10 protein-coding genes and 2 pseudogenes are annotated in these 17,001 nt (G+C 52.5%); 5 read left to right on the top strand and 7 right to left on the bottom strand.

What is annotated here, in order from left to right; genetic code table 11:
• Nucleotides 1-21: 21 nt before the first annotated feature.
• Nucleotides 22-1,548, bottom strand: coding sequence for a sugar ABC transporter ATP-binding protein (locus tag P2R09_RS04725; protein ID WP_275767571.1), 1,527 nt, complete (start codon nt 1,546-1,548; stop codon nt 22-24).
• Nucleotides 1,549-1,867: 319 nt separating this feature from the next.
• On the opposite strand from P2R09_RS04725, the gene P2R09_RS04720 reads away from it, so the two are divergent.
• Complete coding sequence (locus P2R09_RS04720) at nt 1,868-2,680, top strand: IclR family transcriptional regulator (RefSeq protein WP_275767570.1); 813 nt, start codon at nt 1,868-1,870, stop codon at nt 2,678-2,680.
• 573 nt (nt 2,681-3,253) lie between these two features.
• Here P2R09_RS04720 and P2R09_RS04715 read toward each other — a convergent pair.
• The 3 genes from P2R09_RS04715 to P2R09_RS04705 all read right to left on the bottom strand — a co-directional run bounded on the left by P2R09_RS04715 (nt 3,254) and on the right by P2R09_RS04705 (nt 7,048).
• Nucleotides 3,254-5,350, bottom strand: coding sequence for a pyrroloquinoline quinone-dependent dehydrogenase (locus P2R09_RS04715; protein ID WP_275767569.1), 2,097 nt, complete (start codon nt 5,348-5,350; stop codon nt 3,254-3,256).
• A gap of 10 nt (nt 5,351-5,360) precedes the next feature.
• The gene (locus P2R09_RS04710; RefSeq protein WP_275767568.1) at nt 5,361-5,726 is read right to left on the bottom strand and encodes a hypothetical protein; all 366 of its coding nucleotides are present in this window, start codon (nt 5,724-5,726) and stop codon (nt 5,361-5,363) included.
• 488 nt (nt 5,727-6,214) lie between these two features.
• Nucleotides 6,215-7,048, bottom strand: coding sequence for an oxidoreductase (locus tag P2R09_RS04705; protein WP_275767567.1), 834 nt, complete (start codon nt 7,046-7,048; stop codon nt 6,215-6,217).
• Nucleotides 7,049-7,153: 105 nt separating this feature from the next.
• Here P2R09_RS04705 and P2R09_RS04700 point away from each other — a divergent pair, with 105 nt between their 5' ends.
• On the top strand, nt 7,154-8,074 hold the full coding sequence (locus P2R09_RS04700) for an AraC family transcriptional regulator (protein WP_275767566.1): 921 nt from the start codon (nt 7,154-7,156) through the stop codon (nt 8,072-8,074).
• A 59-nt stretch (nt 8,075-8,133) separates the two neighbouring features.
• On the opposite strand, the pseudogene P2R09_RS04695 reads toward P2R09_RS04700, so the two are convergent.
• A pseudogene (locus tag P2R09_RS04695) lies at nt 8,134-9,601 on the bottom strand (SulP family inorganic anion transporter).
• Between the two features lie 487 nt (nt 9,602-10,088).
• Between P2R09_RS04695 and P2R09_RS04690 the strand changes: the two are divergent.
• From P2R09_RS04690 to arsC, 3 genes are all read left to right on the top strand, one after another.
• Nucleotides 10,089-10,442 carry a metalloregulator ArsR/SmtB family transcription factor gene (locus P2R09_RS04690; RefSeq protein ID WP_275767565.1) on the top strand — a complete coding sequence of 118 codons (354 nt, stop codon included), beginning with the start codon at nt 10,089-10,091 and terminating at the stop codon, nt 10,440-10,442.
• Between the two features lie 85 nt (nt 10,443-10,527).
• Nucleotides 10,528-11,811 (top strand): arsenic transporter, encoded by a 1,284-nt coding sequence (locus P2R09_RS04685; protein ID WP_275767564.1) that lies wholly within the window; start codon nt 10,528-10,530, stop codon nt 11,809-11,811.
• Between the two features lie 48 nt (nt 11,812-11,859).
• Complete coding sequence (arsC, locus tag P2R09_RS04680; protein ID WP_275767563.1) at nt 11,860-12,261, top strand: arsenate reductase (glutaredoxin); 402 nt, start codon at nt 11,860-11,862, stop codon at nt 12,259-12,261.
• Nucleotides 12,262-12,624: 363 nt separating this feature from the next.
• On the opposite strand, the pseudogene P2R09_RS04675 reads toward arsC, so the two are convergent.
• Nucleotides 12,625-14,285 (bottom strand): annotated as a pseudogene (locus P2R09_RS04675) (methyl-accepting chemotaxis protein).
• Between the two features lie 585 nt (nt 14,286-14,870).
• Nucleotides 14,871-16,415, bottom strand: a complete 1,545-nt coding sequence (locus P2R09_RS04670) for a methyl-accepting chemotaxis protein (protein WP_275767562.1) — start codon at nt 16,413-16,415, stop codon at nt 14,871-14,873.
• Nucleotides 16,416-17,001: the final 586 nt, after the last annotated feature.

Raw genomic sequence — 17,001 nt, 5'->3', positions numbered from 1 at the left:
TCGTTTCTCCTGACTGCCTGTTCAGACGGTAGCTAAGGGGGCAGCAGAACTGGCAGAGGCCAGTTCCAGTAAACCTGCAAAGGTAACCTGTTCATTTCTCAGTTCACCGACCACCTGGCCCCGGTTAAACACCAGGGCGCGGTTGCAGATGTGAGCAATTTCTTCAAGGTCATTGGAAATCACCAGTACCGCTACGCCTTCAGCAAGGGCTTTATTGAGCAGGTGATAAATTTCTTCACGTGCGCCGACGTCGACACCCGCGGTGGGATCTTCAAGAATCAGCAGTGGCGCATTGAGGTGCATCCATCGTGCCATCACGACTTTCTGCTGGTTGCCGCCGGAGAGGGCGCTGATATCCAGATTCACATCTTTAGGACGTACATCGAACAGCTGAACCTTCCACCAGCTAGCCCCGATCTCGGCACGGCGGCCATAATGGGAGATCAGCCGATGACCGCTGGCACATGGATTAACAAACAGATTTTCACGGACGCTCATCGACATCACCAGGCTTTCGCCGGTACGATCGCCAGCCACAAACGAGATGCCTGCCTCCATCGCTTCACTCGGGGAGCGCGAATGGCAGGGTTTATCACGAAAGATCACCTTACCGTGGGTGGACTGCTTCAGACCAAATAGCATCCGGCCAATCTCTTCCTGACCGGCGCCGCGCAGTCCTGCCAGCGCCAGCATCTCGCCAGGTTGCAGGCTGAAAGAGACCGGGCCAACTTCGTCAATGCACACCTGGTCCAGCATCAGTACAGGCGGGCGGGCCTCGGGCAGAGCAAGACGCTGGTTACTTTCCAGCGCTTCACCCACAATCATTTCGACCAAATCGTGAAGCTTGTAATCTGCGGTGATGCCTTCTGCCACGCGTTTGCCGTCACGCATCACGCAAATGCGGTCAGCAATTTCAATCACCTCATCCAGGCGATGTGTCACATAAATCATGCCGACATTCCGACTTTTCAGGCGTTCAATCACGCCAAACAGATGACGCACGTCATTAGCAGGCAGCGAGGCGGTCGGTTCATCCAGCACCAGCACTTCCGCGTTCACGGCGACGGCGCGGGCAATCGCCAGAAGGGATTTCTCGGTGCGGGAGAGTTCAAAGACGCGCGCATCAGGGTCCAACTGAATACCTACTTCTTCCAGTGCCAGACGTGCTCGTTCGCGCACTGCCCGCCAGTTAACCAGTCCAAAACGGCGGCTGAAGCCCATGACCAGTGCCATATTTTCCGCCACGGTCATCCATTCAATCAGCCCCAGGTCCTGATGAATAAAGGCAATGGGCTGAGTGGTTGCGGTTTTCAGCGCGGCGGCTGATGCTGTGACGTTGCCCTGAAAGGTGATTTGCCCTTCATCGCTGGTGTACACGCCAGCCAGAACCTTAATTAGCGTGGATTTACCTGCGCCGTTTTCCCCTAAAAGTGCCACCACTTCGCCGGGGAAGACCTCCAGGCTCACATCGTTAACTGCGGCATTTCCGCCGAAGCGCTTAGTGATATGGCTGAGTGTAAGAACCGGTTTATCCGGATGAGGTTGCATTCCTGCCTCCCGTGACGCCTGGTGAGTATCGGCAGCAAGAGCGACGACCGCTCATTGCTGGTTTCAATATGTGAAATAGCATTCCAAAAAATAGTATTCCTGCCACAGGGGAAAAGCAAAGAAGAGGCGCTTATATTTATTATTTAATAACAAGGAGTTAAAATATTGTTTTGGATTTGTGATGAACGGCGCATTTCTGCCAGGACGTAACAGACGTGTCCAGCCACACTAAAAAAGCTTAAGATTCACTGCAGGTATGTCATGATTTAACATCATGCGCTGACGCATTCAGGCAGTAAGAAACGGAGAGGATAGGTGGATGGCGGTTAAAGTGGATAAAGAAACGGAAGCGAAGAGCGATAAGCCATCAGGGACACAGAGTCTGTTTCGTGGCCTGCATTTAATTGAGTTGCTGAGTAATTATCCTAACGGTTGCCCGCTTGCCCATCTTTCTGAACTGTCCGGCATGAACAAAAGTACCGTGCACCGTCTGCTGCAGGGTTTACACAGCAGTGGCTACGTTACTCAGGCCCCTTCGCCAGGGAGCTATCGCCTCACCACGAAGTTTATTTCGGTCGGTCAGAAGGCGTTATCCTCGCTTAATATTATTCATGTCGCAGGGCCGCATCTGGAAAAACTCAATCTGGACGTGGGCGAAACCGTAAACTTCTCCAGCCGTGAAGATGACCATGTTGTCCTGATCAATAAGTTAGAGCCCACCACCGGCATGATGCGCACCCGTGCCTATATTGGCCAGCATATGCCCCTTTACTGTTCAGCAATGGGTAAAATATTCCTGGCCTGGGGCAGCGAAGAGTACCTGCTGGAATACTGGCAAAACCATCAGGACACTATTCAGCAACTGACGAAAAATACCATTATCACGCTGCCTGAGATGCAGCAGGAACTCAAAGATATTCTTCAGCAGCGCACCGCGATGGATAGGGAAGAGAATGAACTGGGCGTCACCTGTATTGCGGCACCGGTGTTCGACATTCAGCAGCGCGTACCTTACGCCGTGTCAGTCTCGCTGCCAACGGCGAAACTGCAGCTGATCGGCGCGAAAAATCTGATGGCGAAAGTGGTGGCAACAGCCCGGGCCATTTCAGAAGAACTTGGCAGCACAGTATGAACCTTTAATACCTGAGCGGTACTCAGCCCCGGATGAAGAAAGTCCGGGATTATTTTTTCAGGTAATAGGGTTGTTCGGGCTAAAAGCAGTTCATCTTTAAGCATCAATGCGCATTTGTGTGTGAAACCCCTGTCTTCCTGCAGATCTGCGCTTCTGGCATCAAGCAGACAGGGGCAACAGACCCTGTTGGCAATAAGTGAGGAGCAGATGCGCCATCACTGATATCAACCGTACTGACAGGCTTCACACACATACTGGACGGAATTGCGCGGCGAGGCCTGAAATAATGGTGTATTTCAGAACCCTGACCGACAATATTGCGTCATCGTCCATTACATGGCTGGTTAAAAAGTATGATAAAGCGGGGTTGGTCAGGCTGGCGCAGTAACAAAGTTACAGGGGTGTTTTAATCGGTCAAATTATCTGCATATCATCAATCAACAAGGCTTGTAAAAATTTCACAGGATTACGGCCAAAACGCAGTTAAATGGACTGATTTTAACGGGCGCGTGATGCCTGAATGAAAAATGGGGCCCTGAGGCCCCATGCTACTTAGCGTTTCTTCGGCGTCTATTATTCAGGCAGGGCGTAAACCACCACCTGATCACCCACCTGATCTTTCAGGATGGTATTACCACCCGCAACAAATGCCACATACTGACGGCCTTTGTACTCGTAGACCGATGGGTTGGCTACCGCAGGGGCTTCTGCCTGATCGGACCATAATTCTTTGCCGCTCTCAACAGAGTAGGCGCGAACTTTTGCATCCATTGAAGCACCGATGAAAATGACGCCACCCGCCGTTACAGCCGGGCCGCCAATCGTCGGGGAGCCCCAGCTTTCTGGCATAAAGAAGCCATATTGCTGTGATGCGCCAACAGGACGACGCCACTTAACGTCACCGGTGTGCATATCAATTGCGACGATTTCACCAAATGGCGGCTGCCAGCACGGCATACCCAGCCAGTTGTTTGCAACCATCAGGCGCAGGCCGTAGGGCGCGCCTTCCTGAGGGGCAAAACCGCTTTCATTGCCGGAACCGTTATCCGCTTTTTCATAATCTTTGCGGCTGTAAAGTTTCACATACTGCACAATGTGAGAAGTGTTAACGATAGCAATCTGTTTTTGTGGATCGAACGCCACGCCGCCCCACTGTACGCCACCGGCACTGTCCGGGTAGGTCAGTGCACCTTCGCCTTTGGTCGTCGGCGGCGTATACATACCCTCATAGGTCAGCTTATCCCACAGTCGTGAACACTGACCGGCACCCACCACATCCGCCAGTTTCCAGATTGCCGGTTTTTTCGACTGATCGAGCAGCGGCGCAGGTTTGGTTGGGAATGGCTGGGTTGGCGAGAGCACTTCGCCCTCTACGGATCCATCACCCTGAGGCACCGGACGCTCCTCAATCGGCCAGACATCCTCGCCGGTCAGACGGTTAACCACAAACAAAAAGCCCTGCTTGGTGGCCTGAATCAGTGCCGGGATCTGTTTACCGTTGACGGTGATATCCATCAGCGTTGGCGCAGAGTTGATGTCGTAATCCCAGACGTCGTGATGTACCCACTGGCGGGACCAGACGACCTTACCGGTATTAATATCCAGTGCCGTGGTCGAGGTGCCTAGCGGAATAGGCGCGGTGCGGTTACCGCCCCAGTAGTTAGGAGACGGCGACGAGACAGGCAGATAGACCAGACCGTGCGCCTCATCGGCAGACATATGGGTCCAGACGTTAGCCGTACCGGTACGTTTGCGAACCTCCGCCGGAATGGCTTCAAATGTCCATTCGCGTTTGCCCGTCTGCGCGTTGACGGCAAAAACGGTGCCTGGAGGGGCTTCAGCATATGCCCAGTCTTTACCTGCCCAGCCAATCAGAAGATGGTTACCGACAACCGTGGGTGGCTGAAGCACCGACAGCGGGTACTTGGCATTCACAGTGTTCCACTGATTGAGATCTAATATGCCATTTTCCGCAAAATCGCTGCACGGCTTACCGGAATCTGCATCCAGCGCAAAGAGTTTGCCATCCACGGTTCCCATGTAGACGATCTTCTGACAGGCCTGGCCGGCAACCGGATTTTTAGCCTGCCAGTAGGAGACGCCACGGTTTTTCAGAACCGGCTGAGTCAGCGCTTTACGGGGTGATTTAGTGTCATAGTGCCACTTCTCTTTACCTGTGCCTGGGTCAAGCGCGATCAGGCGATCGAACGGTGTACCGATATAGAGTGTCTGATTGGCAAAAATGGGTGTTGCTGACCAGACTGTAGCGGGCGTATCGCCTTTACCATCGGAGACATCGCCGGTATGAAACTCCCAGATTTTCTTCAGTTTGCTGACATTGTCAGCGGTAATCTGTTTAAGAGGACTGTATTTCTGCGCATTCAGCTGACCATGAAAGCTGTCCCAGGTGGCAGAGGCGGGCACAAGTGGGGTCGCGGGATTATCCGCAGAGACGACACTTTCTGCACTGCGCGTACCGCTTGATACTTCATCTGTCGTTTTTGTCGTGCCTGGCGACTGTTGATTGGCCGCCTCAGCATCGACTTTTTCGCGCGCGCCCATTGAGGCTTCCGCGGCTTTATCCTGCGCATGGAGAGTGAGCGGAGCAAGCAGCAGCGCCAGTGCCGTCATACTGACTTTTATGAGTGGAGAATAGTGATTGTTTTGCACAGGGGGGGCCTCAGGCGTTGACGCGATGGTGATGACGGGCAGAATGATTGTTAAGTATAATCAGGCCAATCAGGCCGATCACCATCGCTGCGGTAATGATGTACTGATGCAGCAGTGCAGCAGCAAAACCGATACCTATCAACATGAGTAAAGTCAGCACCATTAACGTAATGCGCGCACCACGCGTGGATGCGCCACGCAAAAGAAAAGTCAGCAACGCCAGCACTACGCTGGCAATAGCCACACCCAGCGCGCCGATGGTGCCAGTAACGCCTGTCAGTGGCGTGAGCCACGCATACAAAGCGACTGCGAAGCCAATCACGGCGGCGAGTAGCAATAGTAATCCGCCCAGGCGGGAGGGTTGAGAATGCATCATAACGGTAAATCCTTTTTGAATTCGATCAGTCATTAAATATGGCGCACTAACGTATTTTTGCGGATTTTTTTTCCTGAACGGGATAAAGAGAACTATTCACGCAATCCACAGAACGATTATTGGTCGCTAAATCTCGTGTCGGCTGGTGAGCGCCCACCTGTTTTCCCTGTTCTTCTGTCTTTCATCCCAAAGCGATCAGAGATTACGGGTATCTACGCGGAATTGCGCGTCAGGAGAAGATGCAGAGGGATACCATGCTCATCACCACGGTCGGAATCGGGTAATACAGGCAGCAGTGTTTTATTTCGACCGGAGAAATGATGTTATCCCTCGGCCAATTAAGACATTGCTGTGCGCATATACAGGAAGTGCAGGCGCATAATCTCTGGAATAAAGGGCATCATAAAGATCAGTCAAACGCCTGAGTGAAATGGCCGCTGGTTCGAGCGGCCATCATTATTCAGGAAACGCTTTGCATCAGTAATGGTTTATCCATCCGTTGAGCGCGTGAGGTCTTCCCATTGATCTATTTCCCGACCTAATGCGGCGAGATTTTGCCGTACTAACGTTAATGCATCACTGCCTAATAACAAATGCCTGGGTGGGTTCTGACTGTTAATTAATGTCAGGATGGCGTGAGCAGCCTTAACGGGATCACCAGGTTGCTTACCACTTTTCTCCTGACGAGCCTGACGAATGGGGTCGAATAAAGCGTCATAGTCCGGGATACTGCGATCGCTGCGCACCATTGAACGCCCGGCCCAATCCGTGCGAAACGAGCCTGGCGCCACGGCAGTCACATGTATGTTAAAGGGGGCCAGCTCTTTGCTTAATGTCTCCGATATTCCTGCCAGTGCAAATTTGCTGCCACAATAATAGCTTATGCCGGGCAGGGTAATGAAACTGCCCATTGAGGTGATATTAATGATGCGTCCACGGCGCTGATGGCGCATTCCCGGCAGGACAGCTTTGATCATCGCTACTGCGCCAAAAACATTCACGTCAAACTGCCGGCGCATCTCAGCGAGCGGGGATTCTTCGAGAATCCCCTCATGGCCATAACCGGCATTATTTACCAGTACCTCAATGGGCCCGACGTCGGACTCAATCTCTTTGACTACCTTATCAATACGCTCAACGTCCGTGACATCAAGCAGTTGTCCAAAGGCGCGCTGTGCATCGATCGCCTCAAAAGCCTGTCGGGCTTCGCGGTTGCGCACAGTACCGATGACCCGATGGCCTGCGGCAAGTGCTTCCCGTGCCAGCGCGAGACCAAAGCCACTGCTGACGCCGGTGATTAAAATGGTTTTTGCAGATGTCATAAAAAGAACTCCCATACAGTGTGAAGGTTGCATGGTATTCTCAGTATCGCCGCATTCTTAGGCCGTATCTTCTCTTTTTCTTGCCTGATTTTATGAGGTGGCGGGATGTCAGGAATCATTTCTCTGGTGAAGACACTTGCGGTGCAGGAGGGATACAACCTCACTGCCTTACCCGATGTGCGCATTTTGCGCTCCGATCGACCGCTTAGCAGAACGCCTGTTCTTTACGATCCGGGCATTGTGATTGTCTGCCAGGGCAGTAAATGCGGCTATTTCGGTCAGCAGACTTATCTATATGATGAGCAGCACTATCTGGCGGTTTCAGTGCCCGTACCCTTTGTGATGGAAACCGACGCGTCGGCAGAACATCCGTTACTGGCAATATATCTACATCTGGACTTTCAGCTTGCCGCTGAACTGATGCTGCAGATTGAGAAGCATGGCACCACGCATCCCTCGGCAGTGCCGCAAAGCATGATGTCGAGCATGATGGATGACAGGGTAAAAACGGCTGTGCTGCGCTTACTCGAAGTCCTGACTGATCCGCTTGAGGCGGAGATCCTGGGTCCTGCACGCCTTCGTGAACTCTATCTTCGCGTGCTGACAGGCGCACAGGGCAATGCAATGCGTGCCGCGCTGGCCTTACAGGGCCAGTTTGGCAAAATCGGCAAAGCGTTACAGCGCATCCATGCCACTTACGCGGATCCGTTAACGCTGACACAACTGGCGATGGAGACGGGAATGAGCGTACCGACGTTCCATCATCATTTTAAAGCGATAACCCGGATGCCGCCGATGCAGTATGTGAAATCGATACGCCTGCATCAGGCGCGCATGCTGATGGTACGCCAGCAGATCACCGCGGCCGCCGCGAGTTATGCTGTTGGTTATGAAAGCCCGTCGCAATTTAATCGCGAGTTCAAACGCCTGTTTGGCTTGCCGCCAGCAGAGGAGATAAAACGTATGCAGCGTCATTTCGTTGTCCCGCCTCCGCAGCAAGCGTCGGTATTTGTTTCATCGCATTAAGCTTACTTAGTTTCGCGGAACAGGGCGTGCGGATTGGCACGCCTGTGATCTCATGTGGATTAGTGGCCACCCATTAGCCGTTCAACCTCTTCAGATTTGTCATGCACACCAAAACGCTCAATGAGCGTGCGGGTTGCGTCATTCATGTCCCGGATTTCCACTTTGGCGCCCTCGCGGCGGAATTTAATCACGATGCGGTCCAGCGCGTTGATCGACGTAATGTTCCAGAAATGCGCGAACGTTACGTTAATCACCACTCATTCCTGAGTTTCCTGAAAATCAAAGTGGCGGGTAAAACGATCTGCTGAGGCAAAAAAGACCTTGCCTGTCACTGTGTAGATTCGGGTATTACTCTCCAGTGACGACCTGACTGTCATAAAGCGGGCAACTTTTGTGGCAAAGTTCAGTGGCGCAATCAGCACGCCGGTCAGCACGCCGAACGCCAGATTGTGGGTTGCCACCACCACGACAACGGTCGCCAGCATTGCGATGCTGGTTGAAACCGGATGGGTCCGCAGATTTATAATTGATCACCATGAGAAGGTGCCGATGGAAACCATAATCATCACCGCAACCAGCGCCGCCATGGGTATCTGAGACACCCAATAGCGCAGGAAGACCACCATGAACAGCAGCACCACGCCCGCCGTGAGCGTGGAAAGCCGCCCCCGTCCGCCAGACTTCACGTTAATGACCGACTGACCAATCATGGCGCAGCCCGCCATCCCGCCAATGAACGCAGTGCAGATATTGGCTATACCCTGCGCCTTACACTCACGGTTCTTTTCACTCGCCGTATCCATCATGTCGTCTACGATGGTGGCGGTCATCATGGACTCCAGCAGCCCTACAACGGCAAGGCCGGCGGAGTAAGGCAGGATAATCAGCAGCGTATCCATGTTCAGCGGAATGTCCGGGATAAGGAATACCGGCAGGCTGTCCGGCAGCTTGCCCATGTCACCCACGGTGCGCACATCTAAATGCATCCCCATGGAAATGGCAGTCAGCACGATGATGCAGACCAGGGGAGAGGGAAGGGTTTTATTCAGGTACGGGACGAGATAAATGATCCCAAGACCTGCCGCGGCGAGCGCACAGACGTGCCAGGTGACGTTTGTGAGCTCTGGCAGTTGTGCCATAAGCCAGCGCATTGACGAAGCCGGTAACGACCGAACGGGACACGAAGCGCATCAGGCTGCCGGGTATCAGGTAGCTGGCGAGCAACTGCAATATGCCGTTCATCACCGAGGCCGCGAGCAGATACTGCAGCCCGTGGTCCTTAACCAGCGTGACTATCAGCAGCGCCATTACGCCGGTTGAAGAAGAGATCATCGCTGTACGGCCGCCAAAGAAAGCCATGACGATGGGGATACAGAATGCGGAGTAGAGTCCAACCTGCGGATCTACGCCAGCGATAATAGAAAAGGCGATCGCTTCTGGAATCAGTGCGAGCGCGACAACAATACCGGCAAGGACGTCACCACGGACGTTACCCAGCCAGTCCTTACGCGCCGAGGACAGCAGCATGGTCATTTCTCAGATTTTGAATAGAGTCAGCCCGGGAGAGCAAAAAGTTTTAGGTACAAAAAAGCACATCCGCAGACGGGATGTTTTCGAGTGTGCGACTGAGATTACTCAGTGCGACAGGGGAGGGTGAAGACTCAGGGTGGCGTAAGACGCATGATTTTTGAGTTCTCCTTTAAGGCAGAAAGGTGCCTTCAGGACTGAATTTAGCCAGCTGAGACCGTGGAGGCTGTACTGACGGTGATGCCCGATCTTATCCGGACAGGCAATCAACTATGAACGAAAGCGATGTGAGTTCAACATTTGAGCGCGCAGAATGGTGTTGGTGACAGTCGCAGAAACGGGCATGCGGATATGCTCCGTCCGGGGTATGGCACAGTGATATGTGAAACCAGCTGAACAATATATATGTGGAATGATGTATGTGTATTGACGGCGCATAGATTGAAAGTCACACTGTTTCTTTACCCCTGTTATCGGGAACTTTATCATGCCCCAGCTTTCTCCTCTTCAGCTCTTCAAAGGGCTGTCGGACGAAACGCGTTTAAACCTTGTCCTGCTTTTGCGCGAAAAAGGCGAACTCTGTGTGTGCGAGCTGACGCTTATACTGAAAGAAAGTCAGCCCAAGATATCGCGGCATCTCGCTTTACTCAGAGATACAGGCCTGCTGATTGACAGGCGAGAGGGCAAATGGATTCATTACCGGTTATCACCTCACATGCCCGCCTGGGCAGCAGCGGTGATTGAACAAGCTTATCTTTGTCAGCGGGATGACATTTTGCATCTCAGCAAGCAGGCTGAACGGGACAACGTGACCACTAACGGCAAATCTGTCTGCATTTAAAATTTTAAGCGTACATATGTGTTTTTTCGTATGCATATTGAATTGCTGAGTCCGTTCTGACAGGTGCAGTATTAAAGGAGAGTGTATGTTTCTGGCGGGTGCAGTTTTTATCCTGACACTGGTACTGGTTATCTGGCAGCCGAAAGGGCTCAGTATTGGCTGGAGCGCCGTTATCGGTGCTGCGCTGGCATTGCTGACCGGCGTGGTGCATATCGGTGATGTTCCGGTTGTCTGGCAGATTGTCTGGAATGCCACGGCCACGTTTATTGCGGTCATCATCATAAGCCTGCTGTTAGATGAGTCTGGCTTTTTTGAGTGGGCGGCCCTGCATGTTTCCCGCTGGGGAGGCGGCAAAGGCAGACTGCTGTTCACCTGCATTATTTTGCTGGGCGCGGCGGTGGCGGCGCTGTTTGCCAATGACGGTGCTGCACTTATCCTGACACCCATCGTCATCGCTATGCTGCTTGCGCTGGGTTTCAGTCCGGCTGCCACGCTTGCATTTGTCATAGCGGCCGGCTTTATCGCGGACACGTCCAGCCTGCTGCTTATCGTGTCGAACCTGGTCAACATCGTGACGGCGGATTTCTTTAAGCTGGGCTTTAGTGAGTATGCGTCCGTCATGGTACCGGTGAATATCGCCTCTGTAGCCGCCACGCTGGGAATGCTGCATCTGTTTTTCCGCAAAGAGATTCCGGTCACCTATGACCTGACCAAACTGAAGCTTCCACGGGAAGCTATTCGTGACAGGCGAACCTTTAAAGCCGGCTGGCTGGTTCTGCTCCTGCTGCTGGCCGGCTTTTTTGGTCTGGAGCCGCTCGGCGTGCCGGTCAGTCTGGTTGCGGCGGTGGCGGCATTTATCCTCTGGCTGGTTGCCCGAAAAGGGGCGGTTATTGATACCGGTAAAGTGCTGAAAGGTGCGCCCTGGCAGATAGTCATCTTTTCGCTGGGCATGTACCTCGTCGTGTATGGCCTGCGCAATGCCGGACTCACGGATTACCTTTCGGCTGCACTGAACCGGTTTGCGGAGCACGGCATCTGGGGTGCGACGATGGGTACCGGTTTTCTTACAGCCTTTTTGTCATCAGTGATGAACAACATGCCAACGGTATTAGTCGGAGCGCTCTCCATTGACGGCAGCACCGCTCAGGGGGTGGTGAAGGAAGCGATGATATATGCCAACATCATCGGCTGCGACCTCGGCCCGAAAATCACCCCGATTGGCAGCCTGGCAACTCTGCTGTGGCTGCACGTTCTGGCACAGAAAAACATCAGCGTCAGCTGGGGCTATTACTTCCGCGTGGGCATTATCATGACCCTGCCGGTACTTTTTGTGACGCTGGCCGCGCTGGCCCTGCGTCTGTCTGTTTAACCTTAATCTGGCGCTGCGTGCACGCAACGTCTTAAAGGAACATCGCTAATGACTGACATAACTATTTATCACAACCCGGCCTGTGGGACGTCCCGTAACACCCTGGCGTTTATCCGAAACAGTGGTGTAGAGCCTTTAGTGATTCTGTATCTGGACACGCCGCCGACCCGCGACGAGCTGCAAAAACTGATTGCAGATATGGGAATAAGCGTGCGTGAATTACTGCGCAAAAATACGGAACCGTATGAGCAATTGGGGCTGGCAGAGGACTTGTTCAGCGATGATGAACTGCTTGATGCCATGCTGGCTCATCCTGTCCTCATTAATCGTCCGGTTGTGGTGACGCCCCTCGGCACAAAACTTTGTCGTCCGTCGGAGGGGGTTCTGGAGATTCTGCCGGACCCGCAGCAGGGACCTTTTACCAAAGAAGAGGGTGGGAGTAATCAGTGATACATCAACGCGTCTGATAACTTCAACGTGGGTATCTTCGGGTACGCTCCCGGTAGACCTAAAAACACCTTGTGGGCATGCAACAGAGCGGATACGGCAGGGCCGCAGAGAGCGATGTTATCCGCAGCGGATAAAAGCGCGAAGGTAACCTGACCATAAAACGGCTGGTTACCCTCAATTTAATGGTGAAAGGCTCTCAGTTAATAATAAAAAACCCGCCATCTTCAGCGGGTTGAACAGTTAAGTCATTCAAATTTTATTCCAGGCGCCAGCTCCAGCAGTGAAGTGGCACATTTCAGCCTGGAAGAAAACGCACATTCTGCAAGACGAATTGAGAATAAAACAGATTAAAGCGCTGACTCATCAAAAGCTTTGCCAGTTCTGATCACCTGCTGCCGCGACGGCAGGACCCGTGCGCAAAACGGGTGCGGCCGGTACCGGGCGGTTTACATTGCTGTGTGATGGCGACGCAGGGGCAGACGATGAAGCAAGCGTGAAAGTATTGACCAGCTGGTTAAGTGACGCCGCCTGCTCCATCAGCGAACGTGAGGCTGCAGAAGCCTCTTCAACCAGCGCGGCGTTTTGCTGTGTTACATCGTCCATCTGATCCACGGCTTGATGAACCTGTCCGATTCCCTGAGACTGCTCACTGGCCGCTACGGATATTTCATCGACCAGATGAGTCACCTGACGAACGGCATCGTTCATTCTGGCAATATTTTCGCCCACACCTTCTGCCTGTGCTGAGCCAGCCTGAACAAAGCCCATAGACGACTCGATGAGCGCCTTGATTTCACGCGCTGAAGACGATGAACGCTGCGCAAGATTGCGGACTTCACCGGCCACGACGGCAAAGCCACGGCCCTGCTCACCAGCACGGGCAGCTTCTACAGCGGCGTTGAGGGCCAGAATATTGGTCTGAAAAGCGATCCCCTCGATCAGTGAAATGATATCGGTGATTTTCGATGAGCTTCCCCGGATATCGCTCATTGTTGACAGCAGAGTGTGCACACGACCTGCACTGTCTTCTGAGATTTCATGAGCATTTTTTGCCAGCTGGCTGGCAAGACGTGTGTTTTCCGCGGTCTGACGAACGGTCTCACTCAACTCAGACATGCTGGCAGCCGTTTGCTCCAGTGAGGCAGCGTGCTCCTCAGTACGGGATGAGAGATCTTCGTTGCCGGCAGATATCTGCGCCGAGGCTGAGCTGACCGACTGAGCAGAAGCTTCTACTTTTGAAAGCGAGGCTGAGACATTGCCGATGAGATGATTGAAGGCCTTCGCGGTCATGCCAATTTCATCCCGGCGTGACTCGTCCACCCTGAGGGTAAGGTCAAGCTTCTCGCTGGCTGTTTCCATGGTCTTCCGCATACCATTTAGCTGACTACGGATGGCGAAAATAGTTTTCAACGCAAAGAATGCAAGAATAGTGATAGCCAGCGCGGAGCCACCCATCAGGCTCCAGAGTGTCACCTGATAACTCTGGTCGTTCTCTTTTCTCAGGGCTTTACTGATGTCCACATTAAGCTGAAGCTGTTTCTCGTAACCTGCAATCAACTGGCGTGCCCATTCGCCAAGGCCGTCATTACTTTGAAGCGCGCCTAGCGCAACAGCGTCATTCTGTGCGCGTGAGCCCGCAAGAAACTCCGGAAGTGAGGCGTCAATTTTTTTTATGGTAGAGAATGCATCCTCAGTCAACTGCCGGTCTTCCTCACTGGAAATGTCGTTGCTGAGGTAAAACTGATTCATGGATTTGATATTGCTGATAGTTTCATCAATTTTTTTTCAACTTCAGCCTGGAGCCGGGGTTCTGTTGCACTCTGGTGGCGGTAAAGCCAGATAATTAGCGTATTACTGTCGTCAATCATTTTGCCCAGATCCAGAAGCGATGGAACCGTGTTTTCCTGCACATACTGAAAGCGGGACTGAAATCCGCCAGCAACGACGACGGCCACGATAACCATCGCGACCAGCGCGGTACAGAGAAGTGAAAAGGTGAGCAATAATCGCTGTGTAATTGTCATCTTTATTCCTGCTATTTTAAGTGGTTAATGATATAGGCTGGCTATTTGAAAAATATTCAGCATATCTATCGGCATAAAGATGAACTTAATTAGAAAAAAACTGACATCTCAGGTAACTGAATTGCAGTGTCTTGACTGGCGTAGTCGTCATCGGGAACAGAAATACAGGTAGGGAGTAACGTCCGCTTCTGGCACAACACGGACTACCTCTCTGGGCGATCTCCGCTATGAACGAAAAGCGGAGATATAACTAAAAACTTTCCTGTAACCGCCGCTGAATTATTCCCCAACAGCGTTGGCGATAAGCAGTCAGTCTGAGGTCATCGCCAGGCAAAAAAAGCGCCCTTGAAAGGGAAGCCAGAGATAAATGTCCTGATAAAGTCTTTCAGGTGCTTTTGCCCTTATGAGGCATTCTAGTTTTATCTGCGGTTTCGCCGCAGCAGCAGCGCAGCGGGCGATTAAAAATGCAGGCTATCTACACTAAAATAATATCTGCCAATTCAGGAGCGATAAAAAAGAGGCCAGCATCCAGGGTTACTGGCCTGACAGCCTCTCAACGTTTCAGTAAAAGGGAACGTTTTTATGTCAGACGCTGAATGTCTCAACCATTCCGCGCAGGGCATGCGCCTGCTGAGAAAGCGACTGCGATGCGGAAGACGACTCCTGCACCAGTACCGCGTTATTCTGCGTCACACCATCCATCTGGCTCACGGCGATAGTGACCTGCGAAATTCCCTGCATCTGCTCCGAAGAGGCCAGAGATAGGTTGTCCATCGCCTCTGCAAGTTCTCCAACCCTGCTGACAACAGCCTGAATGCTCTGGCCGGTGGAGGAGGCCACACTGACCCCGCTTTCAATCTGCTCAACGGCATTTTCAATCAGAGACTTGATGTCTTTTGCGGCAGTCGCGCTGCGCTGTGCCAGCGTACGGACCTCGCCGGCGACGACGGCAAAGCCACGTCCGTCTTCACCCGCCCGGGCCGCTTCTACGGCCGCGTTCAACGCGAGGATATTGGTCTGGAAAGAGATGCTTTCAATGACGGAAGTGATGTCACGGACTTTTGTGGCACTAACGGAAATATCCTGCATAGTCGCAGACATCAACTGAACATCCGACCCGCCCTTAAGGGCGAGCTGCGCCGTTCCACGGGCGGATTGAGCGGTCTGCTGTGCCCCGGCGGTATTGCTCTTCACCGTGGCGGTAAGCTGTTCCATGCTGGCTGCCGTTTCCTGCAGCGCGGCGGCTTGCTGTTCTGTCCGTGAGGACAGTTCGCTGTTGCCCTGTGCGATTTCATCTGCAGCCAGCGCGACAGAGGCGGAGGTATCCTTAATTTTTGACACCAGGCCGCGCAGGTTTGCCTGCATGCCATCAAGAGAGGCCAGCATGCTGGTTGTGTCGTTACGGCGAAGTATCACCTGGGTCGTCAGGTCACCTGCCGCAATGGCCGATGCCAGCACCTGAGCCTGCGCGGGTTCACCACCCAGCTGTCGCATCAGCACTCTGATAATGACAATGCAGGCACCGATGCTGACAATAATGGATACACCAGCCAGTAAAATCAGAATCAGGGATGATTGCGAGGTTAAAGCGCTGTTCTTCGCCACTTCAGAACTGCTGGTTTTCTGTTGTATCCCGGTCACGACCAGCAGATCGCTTAACATGGTGTCCTGTATAGGCTGTACTTCTTTTGTGAGACACTCTAAAAACTCTTTATCACGATTGGCAAGGCCGAGCTGGCTGGCCTTTGAGAATGTGGCGAAGAAAGATCTCTCCGTATCCGTCAACCTTTTAAATGCCTGACGACCCGCCGGAAGTGAGTCCTTCTCCAGCAGGTTACCCAAAGCCTGGCGGTTGGCCGTAAACTGCGCTTGCGTTTCCTGCATGCGCTTAGCCAAAGGTTTCATTGCGTTGATATCTGCTAGCAGCCCAAGCGTTCTGACATCGATGGCCATCTGTCTTATTTCACCTAGCATCTCTTCGGCAATCTGATACTTTTTCATTTTGATGTTTACAATTACGTCCATACCCTCGCGGGCCCGGTTCAGTGCATGCAGTGCAGTTCCTGTACAGATAATAAACAGGATAATAAGCAGGCCAAAGCCTGCGGTCAGGCGGGTAGATATTTTCATATTTTTCTCGTTATGAAGAAATACTGCTGTATTTGTGTTGGTGCTGGCATTAACTGATATTCAGCCGGGCCTGTCAGGCGTCCTATCCTGCCGCAGGACAGCCTTCATCTGGCTGACTACGCTCCCCCGCATTACCCGTACAGATAATGACGTAAACAAAGCCTGCGGCCACAATCGCGTCGAACACGCTATCGTTTTTAGCGGACCTGATATCAGTCTCAGGCTCTATCGGCGGCGAAAAAGCAAACTCCAGAGTTCGCAAAAAATAAATTGTGCACAATTTAATTGATGTCTATTTATTACAATTCATGCATCCGGAGTGCATGTTTTTACATCAGAATCCGGCCATGAATTTTCTCTTACCGGTGCAATGACGACGGTTAAACAATACGATTTACCAATAGCCTGCCGGTCATCCATCCACGGAGTGAGATCGCCTTCGGGCGCCACATGGACAGTGGCGAAGATAAACCTTTCCATCCCATAAACGTGATCTGCTGCTTTGCGCTTTACCTCATCCCGCTGGCAATGACAAAGCTTTACCATTGGAAACGAAGACGCATGAGTTGACCTGGGCGTCATGTCT

The organism is Pantoea sp. Cr_R13 (assembly GCF_029222565.1).
Lineage (GTDB): Bacteria > Pseudomonadota > Gammaproteobacteria > Enterobacterales > Enterobacteriaceae > Pantoea > Pantoea eucalypti.
The sequence above is the reverse complement of the archived record's forward strand: the minus strand, read 5'-3'. Positions and strand labels throughout refer to the sequence as shown.